The sequence below is a fragment of the Streptomyces sp. NPDC033229 genome (genome assembly GCF_055576875.1).
Genome location: NZ_JBVIQR010000023.1, coordinates 37,786 through 53,687, shown reverse-complemented (window position 1 = coordinate 53,687; position 15,902 = coordinate 37,786). Strand labels below are relative to the sequence as shown.

Below are 15,902 nucleotides of genomic sequence, written 5' to 3'. Positions count from 1 at the left end.
TGCCGGGGCGGCGGGGGGTCAGCGCAGGAGCAGCGACATGATCAGCCGGTCCTCGTGCGGGCCGAAGTAGTCGTCCCGCCGCCCGGCCTCGGTGAAGCCGAAGGAGCCGTAGAGCCGTATCGCGGCGTGGTTGGCCGGCTCGACGCTCAGCCGCACCTCGCCGACGCCGTGGTCGGTGAGCCTGGCGAGGCCCGCCCGTAACAGCCGTCTGCCGTGCCCGTGGCCGCGCTCGGCAGGCTCGACGCCGAGGCCGAGTATCCAGGCGTCCTTGCCACCGGGTACGACGCCGGCCAGCACATAGCCGAGGAGCCGGGGGGCGCCGGGCGCGGTTCCCTTTCCGGGCCCCTCGCCGTACCCCTCGCTTCCGGGGCCCTCCAGCACGAGTAAGTGCTCACGGTGCACGTCGAAGAGCTGACGCATGACGAAGAACGGATAGGCGGCGCCCTGGAATACCGCGCGATCCAGCCGCAGCAGTTGCGGAAGGTCGGCTTCCGAGACTTCCCGCACTTCCCGGACTTCCTTGAGCCCCGGATCTTCCTGGGCCGCCCGGACTTCCCGGCCCTCCCGAACGTCTCGACATTCCCGGACTCCGGGGGCATAACGCTCGCCGGTGCGGGGTGCCGCGGTGCGACGCGACCTGCGGTCGCGGTCGTCGGACAGGGGATTCATCGCGCTCCCTTCGTGGGCCGATGCCACGACTATTGATCCTTTCGGGTGAAGAGCGAGATCCCCCGTCATTCGATCACAGGTCCGGGCGCGCCACGGTCAATGGCGCAAGCCCCACCCCTACCCAACCCCGGCTGCCGGTGTACCCGGCGGTGCGGGTTCTGTCCAGTACGCACCCGCTCCCATCGGGGTGTCACCGCACCCCCCAAGCGCTACCATCGACAGATGGATCTCACGTCCGCGGGATACACCAAGGGGCTCAATCGAGAAGCCCCCTGGGACTCATTCGACTCCCGGGCTTACCACCAGCACAACTACGCCTTCCTCCGGAAGGAAGACCAAGAGATCATCGGTGCCGTTCGCGACTACTTCTGCGAGCATTTCCGGAAGCATCCCGACCGGCCCGATTCCGGTATCGACGTCGGGGCCGGCACCAATCTCTATCCCGCGTTGTCCCTCTTGCCGTGGTGTTCGAATATCACGCTGTATGAGCACTCCGTGGAGAATGTGCTGTGGCTGGAGAGGGAGGTCGCCGCGTTCTCCGCCAACTGGGGCGCCTTCTGGGAGGTGTTCACCGAGCGGCCGGAGTACCGGGCCGTCAGCGACCCCCGGGGAGCCATCGCGTCGGCGGCCGCCGTCGGCAAGGGGGACCTCTTCGACCTGCCCCGGGAGCGGTGGGGCATCGGCACGATGTTCTTCGTGGCCGAGTCGATGTCCACCGCCTACCGGGAGTTCGAGGGCGCGGTGGCCGCCTTCGCCCGGGCACTCACCCCGCGCGCGCCCTTCGCCGCCGCGTTCATGGAGAACTCACAGGGGTATCAGGTCGGCGATCTCCACTTCCCGGCGTGCAGCGTCGATGCCAAGGACGTCCGCGGCGCCCTCGCGCCGTTCGCCGAAGATCTGCGGATCAGCCGGGTGGGACTGCCCGAGGATCCCATTCGCTCGGGTTACACGGGAATGATTCTGGCGTGCGGAAGGCGCGTATAGAACCGGCGGATCAGAATCCGGTTCCACCACGGCGGGGCAGCAGGGAAAAGGGGCAGGGGTACGGGGGATGCGCATACAACCACGCCAGCACATGCTGGAGATCTGGCGGGCCGTCGCCCGGCAGTCGTTCCACCGGGGGGAATGGCGCCCGGACGATACCGATGGCGATTCGAGCAGCGTCGAGGACGCCGAGCGGCTGCTCTGTCTGATGTATCCGGCGACGGAATTACCGGCGTTCAGACTGGACGCGCCGGACGAAACGGCGGCGGACGTCCTGGCCGCCCTCCAGCGGGTCGGCAACAACATCGACATTCCGCGGAAGCTGATCGACGCCATAACGGATTTCACCCGGACGCACACGGACGAGGCGTCGGTCCCGAGTTTCGCGGGCGGCCGGTATTTCTCCCCCGTCGACCCCGCCGCCGAACTCACCCCGGAGCAGCGCGCCCTCGGAGTCGTCGATTCCTATTCCATGTCGATCACCCTGTCGCTGGCGACGCTGGGTTTTCTGAAGGTCCTGACCCGGAAGGTGCACCGCAAGGACGTCCAGGAAATGGCCGAAAAGCTGGAGGTCGCCACCCGCACCCGGCTCTCGGCCGCCATGGTGAGCCTGCTGCGCAGCTTCACGGTGAACCTCTTCGACGCCGAATCCCCTCAAGGGCGCGCGGTGTGCGCGCTGGTGAACCAGGACGGGCTGTCCAACCGCCTGGTCGTGCACCAGCTCCAGCAGCGGCTCAAGCCGCTGCGCGCCTCCATCCGGGAGTACATCACCCTGGGCCTCAATGTGGTCGGCGATCTGGACAACGACAACCTCCTCCTGGAGTGCGGCTGGTCGTGGGGGCTCGTGCGGGACGCCCCGCCGGTCGACACCACCGAGCCGGTCGGGGCGCAGCCCAAGGGGTTGGCGCACCAGGTGCCGTATCTGTACTTCACCGTCGTGGCCCTCGACGGCATCGCCGATCTGTTCTCCGAGCGCACCCTCACCCTCGGGCTGCTCAACGACGAGCAGCAGCGGCTGGCGGAGGCGCTGCGGCTGCGCTGGGAGATCACCCAGCAGTACTGGTCGATGGTGGCGCGGTTCGGTGAGGAACGCTGGCCGCTGGAGGACATTCCCTGGCGGGCGACCGCGCGGGTGCAGGAATCCGAGTATTTCAGCCTCTCCGTCGCCGCCATTCTCGTGCAGGATCTGGTGCGCCGACGGGCCACGGACGACGATCTGACGCGCACCGTCGCGGTGATGGAGGAACTCGCGGTCCGCGCCAAGATCACCCGGCGGATGACCGACGGCGATCCGGCCATCGCCCTGCACCACCCCGGGGTGCGGCTGCCGCTGCTGGGCAGCGAGGGCATCGGGCCGCCCATGCAGTGGACCATGACGGATTTCTCGGCCCAGTTGCTCAAGCGCACCATCCAACTGTGCGCCCTGTCGCGGAACATAGAGTCCCACGACCGGCTGCTGCGGCTCGCCGAGCAGATTCTGGACCACCTCTGGAAGCGCCGTATCCCCTCGGGCCCGGGCGCCAGTCTCTGGGACAACATCCGCGCGGTCTATCCGCAGTCGGCACAGACCGGCACCCCGCTGTCGTGGAGCATGACCGAGCGCACGGTGGAGTGCATGGTGGCGGCCGCGGGGCTGTACGAACAGCCGCCGATCCGCAGCCGCACGCTCAACGACATCGCCACGGCGCTGCTCAGCGAGGCGTCCCACCTCTTCGGCAAGGAGATGATGGAGCCCGCGCCGGCCCTGGAGGAGTCCGCGCGCAACGACCTCAGCGACCAGCTGACGGTCGCCGAGGGGAAGCTCCGGCGTGCCCGTCAGATCGTCGACGACCGGCCCGGCACCGCCTGCACCCTGGCCCTGCAGGTCCTCGGCCAGTTGGACGAGATCGCGCTCGGCCGACGTGCGGCATCGAGGGGGGTGTAGGGGCGTGCTGGTCTTCGCCGCGTCGGACAAGGGCGGCACCGGACGCTCGGTGACGAGCGCGAACATCGCCTATCGCCGTGCGCTCGGCGGAGACGACGTGTGCTATCTCGACTTCGACTTCGGCTCGCCCACGGCCGCCGCCGTCTTCGACGTGCCGGGGGCGCTGCGGGGCATCGAGGCGGGCGGTCTGCACTCCTATCTGCAAGGGACGACGGTCGAGCCGCACCGGGTGGACGTGTGGGCCGAATCCGAGCACGATGTGCTGCGCTCACGCCCCACCGGCGCCGGCCAGCTGGTGCTGGTCCCGGGCGACCGCAGCGGCGGCGAGTTCACCACCAACCCGGCCACCGTGCGCCGGTGCGCGGAGCTCTTCCTGCGGCTGGAGGAAGAGTTCGACATCATCCTGGTCGACCTCAGCGCGGGCCGTTCCTACGCCGTCGACATGGTGCTGGAGGCGACCGCGCGGGAGGAGCTCAGCGGTCTGCGGGTGCGCTGGCTGGTCTTCCACCGGTGGACACGGCAGCACATCATCGCCGCCCACGGCCTGGTGTTCGGCGAGCGCGGGGTGGTGGCGGGGGGCGTCACGCGGGGGCACGAGGCGGACCGGCTGCGCAGCGCCATCCGGTTCGTGCGAGCGGCCGTGCCCGACCCGGAGTCGGCGCTGTTCGCGCATGTGCCGCCGCCCCAGGCGGCGTGGCTGCGCAAGTGCGACCAGGACCTCAAGGAGCTGGCGGCCCGGTTGGACATCGGGGTGACGAAGGTGCTGGGCAGCGTGCCGCTGGAGCCGGTGCTCCAGTGGCGCGAGCAGTTGATCACCGACGAGGACGTGCTCACCAGCCGGGTGGCGAACGTCCGCACCCGGGATGCCTTGAAACGGCTGGCGGAGGCGCTGACCGGCGAGCAGGCATGGGAGCCGCTGTGATGGAGACGACCTTCCGGGAGGAGAGCGCGGATCCGCGCACCCAGTCCCTGCCGCTGTCCCATCTGTCCTTGGAGCTGGGCCATCTCTACATGGAGGACTTCGCGGCGGGGGCCGGGCGGCTGCGGGAGCAGTTCACGCGGGTGAAGCCGTGGGCGGACGCGGCACGGCTGTCCGTGGCGGGCGCGGCCGGGGCCCGGCGGCCCCGGGTGAGTACGTGCTTTCTGGTCGACGACTACTTCACCCGCTTCTCCTCACCCGCCGAGCTGGTGCCGATGCTGCTGGCGGAGGCGGCGGCGTGCGGTCTGACCATCGACTATCTGGCGCGTGAGTCGGGGTGCGCGGGGGCCGACGGCATGGAGTTGGCGTCGCTGGTGGAGGGCAGGCTGGTCGAGTCGCCGCCGGTGGGGAGCAACGGCTCCCGTCCGGCGGTGCGGGAGATCGGCTGGCTGTGCAACGGCGAACGGACCCCGGCCGCCGGCGGCGAGGCGATGAGCGGCGTCACGGCCTGGGCCGCGCCGGTCGAGACCGGCGCCCGACGGCATTCGGTGTTCATGGACGTGGAACTGTGGGACGACGGGGACGGGGGCCGGACGTGGTCGTGCCCGTTTCTGGCCGCCGTCTGGCAGTTGTTACGGCTGGGATTGTTACGTCGCGAGGGACGGCCGGTATTACAGGCCGTTCCCTGGGGTGGTGAGCGAGGCGGCTTTCCCCACGACTGGGACGACCTGCCGCCGCTGGTGCAGCTCAACCCCTCGGCCACCCCGTTCGCCGCCTACGGCACGTTCTCCGTGCTTCCCTCGCGGTTCCTTCCGGTGGAGCACGCGGTACGGCTCGTCCTCGGCCAAGTGGCCCTGGAGGAGGCGGTATTGCGTCAGACCGCCGAGCGGGCGGGCCGCGAGGGCTTCGCCGTTCCCCCCGCGGTCGCCGACCGCGCCGCCTACGCCTTCTACGCCGAGCCATGACGGGCGGCGCGGGAGAGGGGCCCGAGGCGTTCGTCTGCGGCGAGGTGCGCACCTGCCTGTTGCAGACTTCGGCGTCGCTGCCGCGCGCCGAGGCCCTGCGGCTGCTCCGGCTCCGGTCCGACGAGGCGGTGCGCTTCTCGGAGCGCCCGAACATGTACGCCGTCTCCCCCGAGGTGCTCACCGGCGTCGACTGCGCGCTGCCCGCCGCCACCGGCGGCCGGGTGCGGGCGGTGGGCACGGTGCGGGCGCGGGCGGTGCTCACCGAGGGCCGGGTGCTCCAGGCGACGGCCCGGCTGTCCGCGCCCGTCTCGGGCGCCGACCGGCGGTTGCCGTGGGGGCACTATCTCGTCCGACCCGGAGTCGTCCAGCCGCTCGGGCGGCTGTCGGTGCCCGATGTGGCGGCGGGCTTCCTCGGCGCCCGGCCGGCCGCGCCGGACCGGCACGCGGCCGCCACGGTCGATCTGGGGGCGATCGCCGAGCGGTTGCTGGCACGCGTGCTCGGGCAGCCGCTGCTGGACCGGCGCGCGCCCTTCAAGACCCGCCGCACCCGCCTGCGGTGGTTCGCGGTCCACACGGCGGACGGGCAGGGCCCGCCCGCCGCGGAGTTCACCGTCGCCGCCGACGGGCTACGGACGCTGCGGATCTCCGCGGCGGGCCTCGACGCGGCGGAGATCGCCGGTTTCTGCGAGGAACTGGCGCTGCACGACTGGCTGTTGACGACGTTGATAAGGATGATCGACCGCAGTCGGCTCGGGTCGACGGCGGGGCCCGAGGCGGTGCTCGCCCTGCGGCCCGCCGTGGACCATCTGCTGCACCTGTGGATGCCCGGTGCCCGTACGGGAGCCCGGCTGGCCCCGCTGTGGGACGGTCTGGAACGGCACCCGGGCTTCACCCGCCAGTGGCAGACGCTGGTCCAGCGCATCCGCGATCAACTGGCCTTGCAGGCCATCCCGTTCAGGTGCGAGGCGTAGGGAGCACCCGAACGGCCCACTCACCGGAAAGAACACCCATCGGGGGAAGACATGGAACGTACGACGAGAATCCCGCCGTTCCTTCAGAAGGCCGCGATCACCGTGATCCTCGGGTGCGCCGCGTATCTGACGACCACGCTCACCGGACAGCCGGAGATATGGCGGCTGACCATCTCGATATTCATCGGCGGCGCGTCCCTGATCGTGCAGTTCATGACGGACTTCGACCGCCGCCTGGGGGTGGTCGAGACGTCGCTGACGACGCACAGCGAAGACATGAAGAAGCTCGTCGACGGCGGGTTCTCCCGGATCAACGAGGCGACCCGGCTGTTCGGCCTGGTGGAGGGCTCGGCACTGCGCACCGACGCGGTCACCCAACTGGTGCGCAACGCCACCGAGATCGGTGTGGGCGGCCCGGACATCATCTACGACTTCGCGCAGGCCGAGATCAGCCGGCTGGCCCAGCTGATGAAGGACCTGCACGGCGGCCAGGCCGCCTACGACGGCGAGGACCACGACTGGCTGCTGACGCTCACCCGGAGCGCCGGGGTCAGCATCGACGCCACGAGCACCGCGATGGACACCGACTTCTGGCCCACCGAGCTGGGCCGTCGCTATCTGCGGGCGCAGCGCGAGGCGATCAAGCGGGGGGTGCGGGTGCGCAGGCTGTTCATCGTGGCCCGCCCCGAGCTGCTCCAGGACGAGCGGATCAAGGCGGTCTGCCGCAGCCACGAGGACCTCGGCGTGGAGGTGCGGGTGGCGGCGATGTGCACGCTGCCGCCGGCGGCCATGCTGGACCCGGTCTTCGACTTCATCGTCTTCGACGGAGGCGTGAGTTACGAGGTCAGCCCGGCGCTGGGCAGTGAGCAGACGCCGCGCCCCGTCGTCGCCAAGACGACGCTGGACGTACGCGAGAGCCTGGTGACGGACCGGGTCCACCGTTTCAACGATCTGTGGGAGGCGGGTCAGTGATCGCGGGCACCGCGACGGCCTTCTCGTCGGTCTTGGTCGGCAACAGCCTGTGGCCGCGCGGGATCCGCCCCATGGGCCGGTAGGGCTCGTCCGCCGCGGCGGGCTGTCGAGCGACCCCGGCGTCAGGGTACCGGGGACACGGACGGGCCGCTTCGGCCGGCCTGGGGGAAGAGGGAAGCGCAGACCTGGTCGGTGACGGACTTGCCGCCGCCGACCAGGCTCACCTTCACCTCGTCGGCGGGCAGCTTGCCCGGCACCCCGTTGTGGGCCGCCGTGCACACCAGCTGGTTGCGCGCGGTCCGGGTGAGCCGGGAGACGTCCGTCCCCAGTCGGATGACGACACGGTCGGTGCTGGTGACGACGTCCACGCCGCCGACCTTCGGCAGCTCGGAGTAGTAGCCGCGCAGCCGCTCGGGCTCGTTGGGCCCCTTCAGCAGGAGCGGTACCGCGTCCTCCGCGGTCACCGCGTCACCGGCCGGGCGGCTCACCGGCACCACGCCCCCCGGGTAGGCGAAGTAGAGCACGGCCTGCGTCGCCGGAACGCCCGGCCGCTTGGCACCGGTGGCGGGATAGCCCACGTCGATGACCTCGGTCGGTTCGATGCCGCAGCCCGCCAGCGCGGTGAGCAGACCGAACAGGGTCGCGACGGCCGCCGCGTTTCGGAACCTCATGCTTGCCCCTCCTCGGGCTCCCCGCACTCCCCGCGCCGCAGCGGGAGATCCACGGTGAACACCGCGCCCCCTTCGGGGCCGTTGGCGGCTCGTACGGTGCCGTCGTGCAGACGGACGTTTTCCAGGGTGATGGCGAGCCCGAGCCCGCTGCCCTCGGAGCGGGCCCGGGCGGAGTCCGCCTTGAAGAACCGCTCGAAGACGTGGGGCAGCACCTCGGGGTCGATGCCCTCGCCCCGGTCCGCGATCTCGATCAGCAGACGCTGCCCTTCGGCCCCGTGCGCCGTCCGGACCGCGACGCTCACCGGTTCCCCTCCGTGCTTGAGGGCGTTGCCGACGAGGTTGGCGACCACGACGTCGATGCGGCGCGGATCCAGCCGGGCCCGTACGCCCTCGGGCAGGTCGGCCGTGATCCCGTCCTGCCAGCCACGGGCCTGGAGGGTCTTGCGCACGGTCTCGGAGACGTCGACCTCGTCCAGGTGCAGGGCGGCGGCGCCCGCGTCGAAGCGGGAGATCTCCATCAGGTCCTCGACCATGCGGGCGAGCTTGCCGGTCTCCTCGCTGATGAGCCGGACGGCATAGGCGGTGTCGGGGTCGAGCGTGGCGGCGTCCTCGTCCAGGACGTCGACGACGGCGGTCATCGCGGCCAGCGGGGTGCGCAGCTCGTGCGAGACGTCGGCGGCGAAGCGCCGGGAGTTGGCCTCCATGCGGCGCAGCTCGGCGACGTTCTCCTCCAGCGCCGCCGCCATGTCGTTGAACGTCCGGGAGAGGTCGGCGAGCTCGTCGCGGCCCGTCACCTTGAGCCGGGTGTCCAGCTCACCGGCGGTGATCTGCTGGGTGGCGCGCCGCAGCTCCCGTACGGGCCGCAGTACCCCGCGCGCGGCGATCAGGGCGGGGACCACGGCCAGCGCGATGGCGGGCAGCGCGCCGTTCTGGGCGGCCTGGACCAGCGCCTGCACATTGAGCTCGTCCTCGCGCAGCGGGAGCTTCGCGTAGACCTCGAGGCCGGAGATCTCCCCGCCGTCACCGCTGTAGGTGACGGGCAGTCCGATCGCGAGCCACGGCTTGCCGTCGAGTTCGATGCGCTGGAACGCCGCGATGCCCTTGTGGACCTTGCCCTGCACGCCGGCCGGGATGCCCCGGCTCCCGTTCGGGCCGGTGGGCGGGACGAGCGGCCCGTCCTTGTACCGCGTGTGGACCATCCAGCGCTGGGCCACCCCCGCCCGGTTGAGGCCCTCGGAGAGCCGCACGAGGTCGTCGTTCCCCGGCGGGAAGGTCACTTCGGGCACCTGCGAGTTGACCTGCGCGCGCAGGGTCTCCACGGCCGTGTCCTGGGTGCGCTGGAGGATCTTGGTGCGGGCTTCCCGGAAGGTGAGCCCCGCCGTGGTGAGCGCGCTCAACGCGGCCACCAGCAAGAACGCCACCACGAGACGTGCCCGCAGCCCCCGGGCGAAGGTGCCCAGCGCCGGGCGCCCGAGCCGCAGGCTCCGGAACCTGATGCTCCGCAGCCGCGCGCGCCACGGGGCCGGGGGCTTCTCGGGGATCACCGGGGTCACAGGGGCCCGAACCGGTATCCGAAGCCCCGCACGGTCTGGATGTACTTCGGCGACCGCGAGGAGTCCTCGACCTTGGTGCGCAGCCGCATCACACAGGCGTCCACCAGCCGGGCGTCGCCGTGGTAGCTGTGCTCCCACACGTGTTCCAGGAGCTGCTGGCGGCTGAAGACCCGGCCCGGGGTGGCGGAGAGGTACAACAGCAGCTTCATCTCGGAGGGGGCGAGCGCCAGGTCCTGGCCGTTCTTGGAGACGAGCAGGCCCGCGCGGTCGACGGTCAGGTCGCCGTGGGTCTCGGCGGGCTGGGTGACGGCCGGGTCCGGACCGCCGTCGCTCGGGGCGGCGCGGCGCAGCACGGCCCGGATGCGCGCTTCGAGGACCTCGCCCCGGGCGGGCTTGACGATGTAGTCGTCCGCGCCGGCCTCCAGGCCGAGGACGACGTCGATGTCGTCACCGCGCGCGGTGAGCATGATGATCGGGATCTGCTGGGTGGCCCGGATGCGGCGGCACACCTCGAAGCCGCTCTTGTCGGGCAGCATCAGATCGAGCAGGACCAGGTCGGGGCGGAAGGTCTCCAGGGCGGCGAGACCGGCCTCGCCGGTCGGCGCGGCCTCGACCTCGTGGCCGCGGCGGCGCAGGGTGAGAGTGACGCCTTCCCGTACAGCCCGGTCGTCCTCGATCAGAAGCACGCGTGACATGCGGACAGTATCGTTCCCATCAGCACACTTGTGCGCCGCACGGGCCTGTGAACGGCGCAACTGTCACCGACTGCTCATATTCCCCGCACCCCGCGTGGGCGCCGCGGCGAGGACCGGCCACAGCCCGGGCTCCTCGAAGTCCAGCGCCCACAGCGCGGTCCCCGTGACCCCGTACCGGGCCAGTACGGGCAGGTGGGCGGCGATGCCGCGGGCGTCCTGGTACCAGACCTCGCGCCGTCGGCCGCCCTCGGTGTAGGTGAAGTGCGGTGTCCGGGAGACGGGGTCGAGGGCGTAGGGGGCGCCGACGCGGCGGCGCAGCGCCTCGGCCTCGCGCGAGGTGCGGTGGGTGGCGCGGGCGGGGTCCGCCACCCTGTGGTCCCAGCCGTAGGCCGGGATCCCCATCTCGATCTTCCGTGCCGGGACCCGCGCGGTGGCGTACCGCAGGACGTCCGCGTACCAGTCGGGGCTGGAGAGCGGGCCGGGGGCGTCGAGGGCGTTGTGCAGGTTGTAGCCCATGATCCGCAGCCGGTCGAGGGCGCGGCCCAGGTGCGCGTAGTCGTGGACGGGCCCGTCGTCGCGGGAGGCGGAGCGGGGGAAGACGGCGGCCACGCATTCCTTGCGCAGGGCGTGCAGACGGTCGCACAGCTCGCTGATCAGGGTGTTGAAGCCGGTGCGGACGCGTTCGACGAGGGCCGGGGCGGCGGTGGGCTCGTTCATCCGCTCGTAGTCGAGGTCGAGACCGTCGTAGGGGTGGGCGGTGGCGAGGCGGACCAGGGTGTCGACGTGGGTGGCCCGGGCCTTCGGGTTCTCCATCAGCCCTGCCATCGCGGCCGCGTCGAGGCTTTCGGTGACGGTCGGCACGACCTTGATCCCGGCCCGGTGCAGCCCGTCGATCACGGCCCGGTCAGCGGCGCCCGGGTGGGCCGTGACGCGGTCGGCGGCGGTGGCCTCGTACCAGAACGGGCTGACCGTGTGGAGCTGGTCGGCGTGGGCGAGGGCGTCCCGGTAGGCGCCGGGTTCCCAGTACGGCAGCCAGGCCGACACGGTGCGTTTCGCGGGCGCCGGCGGCTCGGCGGCGGCGGGCAGGGGCGAGCCGGCGAGGGCGAGGGCCGTGGCCAGGACGGCCACGCGTCTGCGGAGCATGGGCTCAGCGTCGTACGGGGTGGCTTGCGCCGCATCCGGGCACCTGCTGCGGGCGGCCGGTGCCGCCTGCGGCGGCGGGCGCCCTGCGGGCGCGTCCTCAAACGCCGGACGGGCTGGTTCTGGCTGAGCCCGGCCACGACCAGCCCCCTGGGGCCCTAGCCCCCGATGTGCCGCAGCAGCAGGTCGCGGAAGTCACGGTCAGTGCTTTCGTAGCGGCGCCGCAGCCGGTCGCCGGGCCAGTTCTCGGGGAGCAGGGCGGCCGGGAGCACCGGGTCGGCGAGGAGGTGGCGCAGGACCGCCGCCGAGACCATGAAGCGGTCCGCGAGGTTCTCGGTCCGCTCCTCCCGCAGCGCCTCCTCCAGCACGCGGGCCCGCGCCGCCCAGCCGTCGAGGTCCCACAGGGTCGCGGCGAGCGCGGCCGGATCGCCCTCGGGGACGCCGGTGAGCCGGGTGCACTGCTCGTCGACGACGTCGGAGTGGGTACGCACGAGGTTGGCCGGGCGCAGCCAGCAGCCCTCGCGCAGCTCGGCCAGGCGGAGGGCGGCCATGGCCTGGCGGAGGGCGGCGCGGTCGGTGGCGGAGCGGCGTTCGCCGGTGACGACGGCGATCTCCCAGTCGCCGTCCCAGGGGCGGGTGCGCGGGGCCCGGCTGTCGTCCTGCCGGGTCTGGCGGGCGAGGAGGCGGTCGGTGAGCCGGTACGTGCCGTCGCGTTGTTCCAGGTCACCGGCGGCGACCATCCGGGTGAGGGCGGTGCGGACGGTGCCCTCGGCGGTGCCGAAGAGTTCGCCGACGCGGACGAGGGCACGGGCGGGCAGGGCGGGCGGGTGGTGGCCGAGGAGGGTGGAGAGCACGATCGAGCGCGCGGTCAGCGGCGGCAGGGCGAGGAGGTCGGTGGCGTCCATGATTGCCGAAACCCTATCCATTACAGTCCTGTATCACGCATCATGAAACTGTAATACCTGGCCGTACGCACCCCTCGGAGGTCGCTGTGAGCGCCACGCACGAAGTCCTCAACCAGGCTCCGCCCCTGACCGGCTTCACCACGGCCGACGATCCGGCGCTGCTGGAGGCGCTGCGCCGGGACGGCGGTGACTGGGGCGAGGCGGAGGTGCGCGAGCTGGGCGCACGGGCCGGATCGGAGGAGACGCAGGAGCAGTCGCGGCTCGCCGAGGCGCATCCGCCGGTGCTGCGCACCCACGACCGCTTCGGCCACCGCCTCGACGAGGTGGAGTTCCACCCCGCCTGGCACCGGCTGATGGCGGCGGCCGTGGAGAGCGGCCAGCACGCCGCGCCCTGGGTGGAGGCCCGGCCCGGGGCACATCTGGTGCGCGCCGCGAAGTTCTACGTCTGGGCCCAGGCCGAGCCGGGCCACGGCTGCCCGATCTCCATGACGTACGCCGCCGTCCCCGCGCTGCGCGCCCAGCCCGAGCTCGCGGCGCTCTACGAACCATTGCTCGCGTCGCGCAGTTACGACTACGGGCTGCGGCCCCCGTTGGGCAAGCGGGGCCTGATCGCCGGCATGTCGATGACGGAGAAGCAGGGCGGCTCGGACGTGCGGGTCAATACGACGACGGCCGTGCCGACGGGCGACGGCTCGTACGCGATCACCGGCCACAAGTGGTTCACGTCCGCGCCGATGAGCGATGTCTTCCTGGTGCTGGCCCAGACGCGAGAGGGCCTGACCTGCTTCCTCATGCCGCGCGTGCTGCCGGACGGCACCCGCAACGCGATGCGGCTGCAGCGGCTGAAGGACAAGCTCGGCAACCGCTCCAACGCCTCGGCGGAGATCGAGTACGAGCGGGCCGTGGCCTGGCCGGTCGGCGAACTCGGCCGGGGAGTGCGGACGATCGTCGAGATGGTCAACATGACCCGGCTCGACTGCGTCATCGGCTCGGCGGCCGGCATGCGCGCGGGTCTGCGGCAGGCCCTGCACCACACCGCGCACCGGCGGGCGTTCGGCGCCGAGCTGATCGACCAGCCGCTGATGCGCAACGTCCTGGCGGACCTCGCCGTCGAGTCCGAGGCGGCGACGCTGCTCGCGATGCGGCTCGCGGCGGCGCTGGACGCCTCCGAGGCGGGCGACGCCTCCGAGGCCGCCCTGCGACGGCTCGCGCTGGCGGCGGGCAAGTACTGGGTCTGCAAGCGCGGCAGCGCGCACGCCGCCGAGGCGCTCGAGTGCCTCGGCGGCAACGGCTACGTCGAGGAGTCCGGCATGCCGCGGCTGTACCGGGAGGCGCCGCTGCTCTCCATCTGGGAGGGCTCGGGCAATGTGGCGGCCCTGGACGTGCTGCGCGCCCTGGCCAAGGAACCGGCGGGGCTGGACGCCTACTTCGCGGAGGTCGACGCGGCGGCCGGGGCGGACGCCCGCCTCGACGCGGCGGTGGCACGGGTGCGCGAGCTGCTCGGTTCGCTGTCGGACCCGCACCGGGCCCAGTTGCTCGCCCGCCGGCTGGCGGAGCAGCTCACGCTGGTCCTCCAGGGCAGCCTGCTCGTACGGCACAGCACTCCGGCCGTCGCGGACGCCTTCTGCGCGTCCCGGCTGGGCGGGGAGTGGGGGCACGCGTTCGGCACCCTGCCGACGGGCACGGACCTGGGGCCGATCATCGACCGCGCGGTGGCGAAGGACTCCCTGTGACGGACGGCCCGGCGGTCCGTACCGAGCGCCGGGGGCCCGTCACCACCGTCGTCCTGTCCCGGCCCGCGGTCCGCAACGCCGTGGACGGGCCGACGGCCCGGGAACTGGCCGACGCCTTCCGGGCGTTCGAGGCCGACGACGGCGCGCGGGTCGCGGTGCTGTGGGGCGAGGCCGGCACGTTCTGCGCGGGAGCGGACCTCAAGGCGCTCGGCACGGCGCGCGGCAACCGGGTCGCACCCGACGGTGACGGCCCGATGGGCCCCACCCGGCTGCGGCTGTCCAAGCCGGTGATCGCCGCGGTGAGCGGCCACGCGGTGGCGGGCGGGCTGGAGCTGGCCCTGTGGTGCGATCTTCGGGTGGCGGAGGAGGACGCGGTCTTCGGCGTCTTCTGCCGCCGTTGGGGCGTGCCGCTGATCGACGGCGGTACGGTCCGGCTGCCCCGGATCGTCGGCACGGGCCGGGCCCTGGACATGATCCTGACGGGCCGCCCGGTGCCGGCGGCGGAGGCCCTTGCCATCGGGCTCGTGGGCCGGCTCACCCCGCCGGGCGGGGCCCGGGCGGCGGCCGAGGAGCTGGCGGCGGAGATCGCCCGCTTCCCGCAGACGTGCCTGCGCGGCGATCGGGCCTCCGCCCTGGACCAGGAGGGGCTGACGGAGCAGGCCGCGCTGGCCGCCGAATTCGACCGGGGCCGGGCGGCGTTGGCCGAGGCCGCCGAGGGCGCGGCGCGCTTCGCGGCGGGCGCGGGGCGGCACGGGGACTTCTCGGGGCGATGAGGAGGGGCGCACTGCCCGGGGTGACCGGGCTCCGCACGCCGGGCCCGTCGGGGTGAATTCCCGCTGAACGTCCGGCCATTAAGTCCACATTGCCCGGGATGACGCACACACAACGCACACAGTTGTTCATCCCATCGGAGGGATTTGGTCCAGGACGCGACCAAGGGGAGCGCGGGCACCGGAAGATCTCCGTCGTGAACGGACGGGCGCCGACAGGGCGAGCGGGGATCGTGGCCTTCGTGGCCGTACTGGCGACAGCGGGGTCCGGGCCCGCGTGGGGCGGTGAGGCCGACGGCCCACCGGCCGCGGAGCCTCCGGCGTTCGCGGCGCCCGGTCACGCCGCGAACGGCCATGTCTTCGACGGCGCGTCGGCCGTCCGCCGCTCCCACGGAGTGAACGTCACTGCACACGACGGCTCGTCCTCCGTCGTCATCCACGAGGGGCGTCGTCGCACCGGGGCGTCCGACGGTCGGCGGGCCCGCACGGTGACCGCCGTCACGGGCGACGGACTGTCCTCCGCCGTGGTCCGCGACGGCGACGGGTGCCTGTCCGTCAGCGCACGCACCGCGGGGAGCGCGACCGTGGTGCGGATCTGCGGCCCACGGGCGCCTCGCCCGAAGCCCGCGGCCGTCATCCGCCCCGCACCGGTCCCACCGGTCCCACCGGCCGTGAAACCGGCCCCCGCTCCCCCGGCCCCGCCGGCCCCCGCATCGCCCCCACGCCCCGTCCCCGTCCTGGCCCAAGGCGGCGAGGCGCCGGCGCCGGCGCCTCCCGCGGCCCGGGCCGCTCCCCCACCGCCGCCCTCCCCCGTGCCGAGGGCGAGGCCCGCCCGGATCGCACCGCGCGCCTACCACCGGGCCGAGACCAGGACACCCGACGGCGGGACCTCGATGGTCACGCTGATGCTGCTGCTCACGGCCCCCGCCGTGCTCACGGCCGCGCTGCTGCGGCCCCGCGGCGGCAGCGGGCGGCGCTGACCGCCCCGATCGTCCGTCCCTTCCCCGCCCCCGAAAATCCCTTCCCGCCCC

The 15,902-nt window shown here is 72.6% G+C and carries 15 protein-coding genes; 9 read left to right on the top strand and 6 right to left on the bottom strand.

What is annotated here, in order from left to right; genetic code table 11:
• Positions 1 to 18 precede the first annotated feature (18 nt).
• Entirely contained in the window at positions 19 to 507 is a 489-nt protein-coding gene (locus ACZ53N_RS20865; protein WP_469142319.1) for a GNAT family N-acetyltransferase, read from the bottom strand.
• 384 nt (positions 508 to 891) lie between these two features.
• Between ACZ53N_RS20865 and ACZ53N_RS20860 the strand changes: the two genes are divergently transcribed.
• From ACZ53N_RS20860 to ACZ53N_RS20835, 6 genes are all read left to right on the top strand, one after another.
• On the top strand, positions 892 to 1,653 hold the full coding sequence (locus ACZ53N_RS20860; protein WP_469142318.1) for an SCO2525 family SAM-dependent methyltransferase: 762 nt from the start codon (positions 892 to 894) through the stop codon (positions 1,651 to 1,653).
• 67 nt (positions 1,654 to 1,720) lie between these two features.
• Positions 1,721 to 3,577 (top strand): SCO2524 family protein, encoded by a 1,857-nt coding sequence (locus tag ACZ53N_RS20855; protein WP_469142317.1) that lies wholly within the window; start codon positions 1,721 to 1,723, stop codon positions 3,575 to 3,577.
• Between the two features lie 4 nt (positions 3,578 to 3,581).
• On the top strand, positions 3,582 to 4,499 hold the full coding sequence (locus ACZ53N_RS20850) for an SCO2523 family variant P-loop protein (RefSeq protein WP_469142316.1): 918 nt from the start codon (positions 3,582 to 3,584) through the stop codon (positions 4,497 to 4,499).
• Positions 4,496 to 5,461 (top strand): SCO2522 family protein, encoded by a 966-nt coding sequence (locus ACZ53N_RS20845; protein WP_469142315.1) that lies wholly within the window; start codon positions 4,496 to 4,498, stop codon positions 5,459 to 5,461. The genes ACZ53N_RS20850 and ACZ53N_RS20845 overlap by 4 nt, the downstream gene beginning before the upstream one ends.
• On the top strand, positions 5,458 to 6,432 hold the full coding sequence (locus ACZ53N_RS20840) for an SCO2521 family protein (protein WP_469142314.1): 975 nt from the start codon (positions 5,458 to 5,460) through the stop codon (positions 6,430 to 6,432). The genes ACZ53N_RS20845 and ACZ53N_RS20840 overlap by 4 nt, the downstream gene beginning before the upstream one ends.
• 51 nt (positions 6,433 to 6,483) lie before the next feature.
• Positions 6,484 to 7,404, top strand: coding sequence for a hypothetical protein (locus ACZ53N_RS20835; protein WP_469142313.1), 921 nt, complete (start codon positions 6,484 to 6,486; stop codon positions 7,402 to 7,404).
• Between the two features lie 122 nt (positions 7,405 to 7,526).
• On the opposite strand, the gene ACZ53N_RS20830 is transcribed toward ACZ53N_RS20835, so the two are convergent.
• The 5 genes from ACZ53N_RS20830 to ACZ53N_RS20810 form a co-directional block, all read right to left on the bottom strand.
• Positions 7,527 to 8,075 (bottom strand): hypothetical protein, encoded by a 549-nt coding sequence (locus ACZ53N_RS20830; RefSeq protein WP_469142312.1) that lies wholly within the window; start codon positions 8,073 to 8,075, stop codon positions 7,527 to 7,529.
• On the bottom strand, positions 8,072 to 9,556 hold the full coding sequence (locus ACZ53N_RS20825; protein WP_469142373.1) for an ATP-binding protein: 1,485 nt from the start codon (positions 9,554 to 9,556) through the stop codon (positions 8,072 to 8,074). Before ACZ53N_RS20825 ends, ACZ53N_RS20830 begins: the two co-directional genes overlap by 4 nt.
• Before the next feature lie 68 nt (positions 9,557 to 9,624).
• Complete coding sequence (locus ACZ53N_RS20820; RefSeq protein ID WP_130881195.1) at positions 9,625 to 10,323, bottom strand: response regulator transcription factor; 699 nt, start codon at positions 10,321 to 10,323, stop codon at positions 9,625 to 9,627.
• Between the two features lie 63 nt (positions 10,324 to 10,386).
• Positions 10,387 to 11,466 (bottom strand): glycosyl hydrolase family 18 protein, encoded by a 1,080-nt coding sequence (locus tag ACZ53N_RS20815; RefSeq protein ID WP_469142311.1) that lies wholly within the window; start codon positions 11,464 to 11,466, stop codon positions 10,387 to 10,389.
• A 155-nt stretch (positions 11,467 to 11,621) separates the two neighbouring features.
• Entirely contained in the window at positions 11,622 to 12,368 is a 747-nt protein-coding gene (locus tag ACZ53N_RS20810; protein ID WP_469142310.1) for a PaaX family transcriptional regulator C-terminal domain-containing protein, read from the bottom strand.
• An 86-nt stretch (positions 12,369 to 12,454) separates the two neighbouring features.
• Here ACZ53N_RS20810 and ACZ53N_RS20805 point away from each other — a divergent pair, with 86 nt between their 5' ends.
• The 3 genes from ACZ53N_RS20805 (at position 12,455) to ACZ53N_RS20795 (ending at position 15,851) form a co-directional block, all read left to right on the top strand.
• Positions 12,455 to 14,101, top strand: a complete 1,647-nt coding sequence (locus ACZ53N_RS20805; protein WP_469142309.1) for an acyl-CoA dehydrogenase family protein — start codon at positions 12,455 to 12,457, stop codon at positions 14,099 to 14,101.
• The gene (locus tag ACZ53N_RS20800) at positions 14,098 to 14,874 is read left to right on the top strand and encodes a crotonase/enoyl-CoA hydratase family protein (protein WP_469142308.1); all 777 of its coding nucleotides are present in this window, start codon (positions 14,098 to 14,100) and stop codon (positions 14,872 to 14,874) included. The genes ACZ53N_RS20805 and ACZ53N_RS20800 overlap by 4 nt, the downstream gene beginning before the upstream one ends.
• Before the next feature lie 194 nt (positions 14,875 to 15,068).
• On the top strand, positions 15,069 to 15,851 hold the full coding sequence (locus ACZ53N_RS20795; RefSeq protein ID WP_469142307.1) for a hypothetical protein: 783 nt from the start codon (positions 15,069 to 15,071) through the stop codon (positions 15,849 to 15,851).
• Positions 15,852 to 15,902 lie beyond the last annotated feature (51 nt).

Excerpts from the sequence above, each read along its gene's own strand:
- ACZ53N_RS20835 (WP_469142313.1), top strand. The coding sequence starts at position 6,484 with ATGGAACGTACGACGAGAATCCCGCCGTTCCTTCAGAAGGCCGCGATC.
- ACZ53N_RS20855 (WP_469142317.1), top strand. The coding sequence starts at position 1,721 with ATGCGCATACAACCACGCCAGCACATGCTGGAGATCTGGCGGGCCGTC.
- ACZ53N_RS20820 (WP_130881195.1), bottom strand. The coding sequence starts at position 10,323 with ATGTCACGCGTGCTTCTGATCGAGGACGACCGGGCTGTACGGGAAGGC.
- ACZ53N_RS20860 (WP_469142318.1), top strand. The coding sequence starts at position 892 with ATGGATCTCACGTCCGCGGGATACACCAAGGGGCTCAATCGAGAAGCC.
- ACZ53N_RS20840 (WP_469142314.1), top strand. The coding sequence starts at position 5,458 with ATGACGGGCGGCGCGGGAGAGGGGCCCGAGGCGTTCGTCTGCGGCGAG.
- ACZ53N_RS20815 (WP_469142311.1), bottom strand. The coding sequence starts at position 11,466 with ATGCTCCGCAGACGCGTGGCCGTCCTGGCCACGGCCCTCGCCCTCGCC.
- ACZ53N_RS20830 (WP_469142312.1), bottom strand. The coding sequence starts at position 8,075 with ATGAGGTTCCGAAACGCGGCGGCCGTCGCGACCCTGTTCGGTCTGCTC.
- ACZ53N_RS20810 (WP_469142310.1), bottom strand. The coding sequence starts at position 12,368 with ATGGACGCCACCGACCTCCTCGCCCTGCCGCCGCTGACCGCGCGCTCG.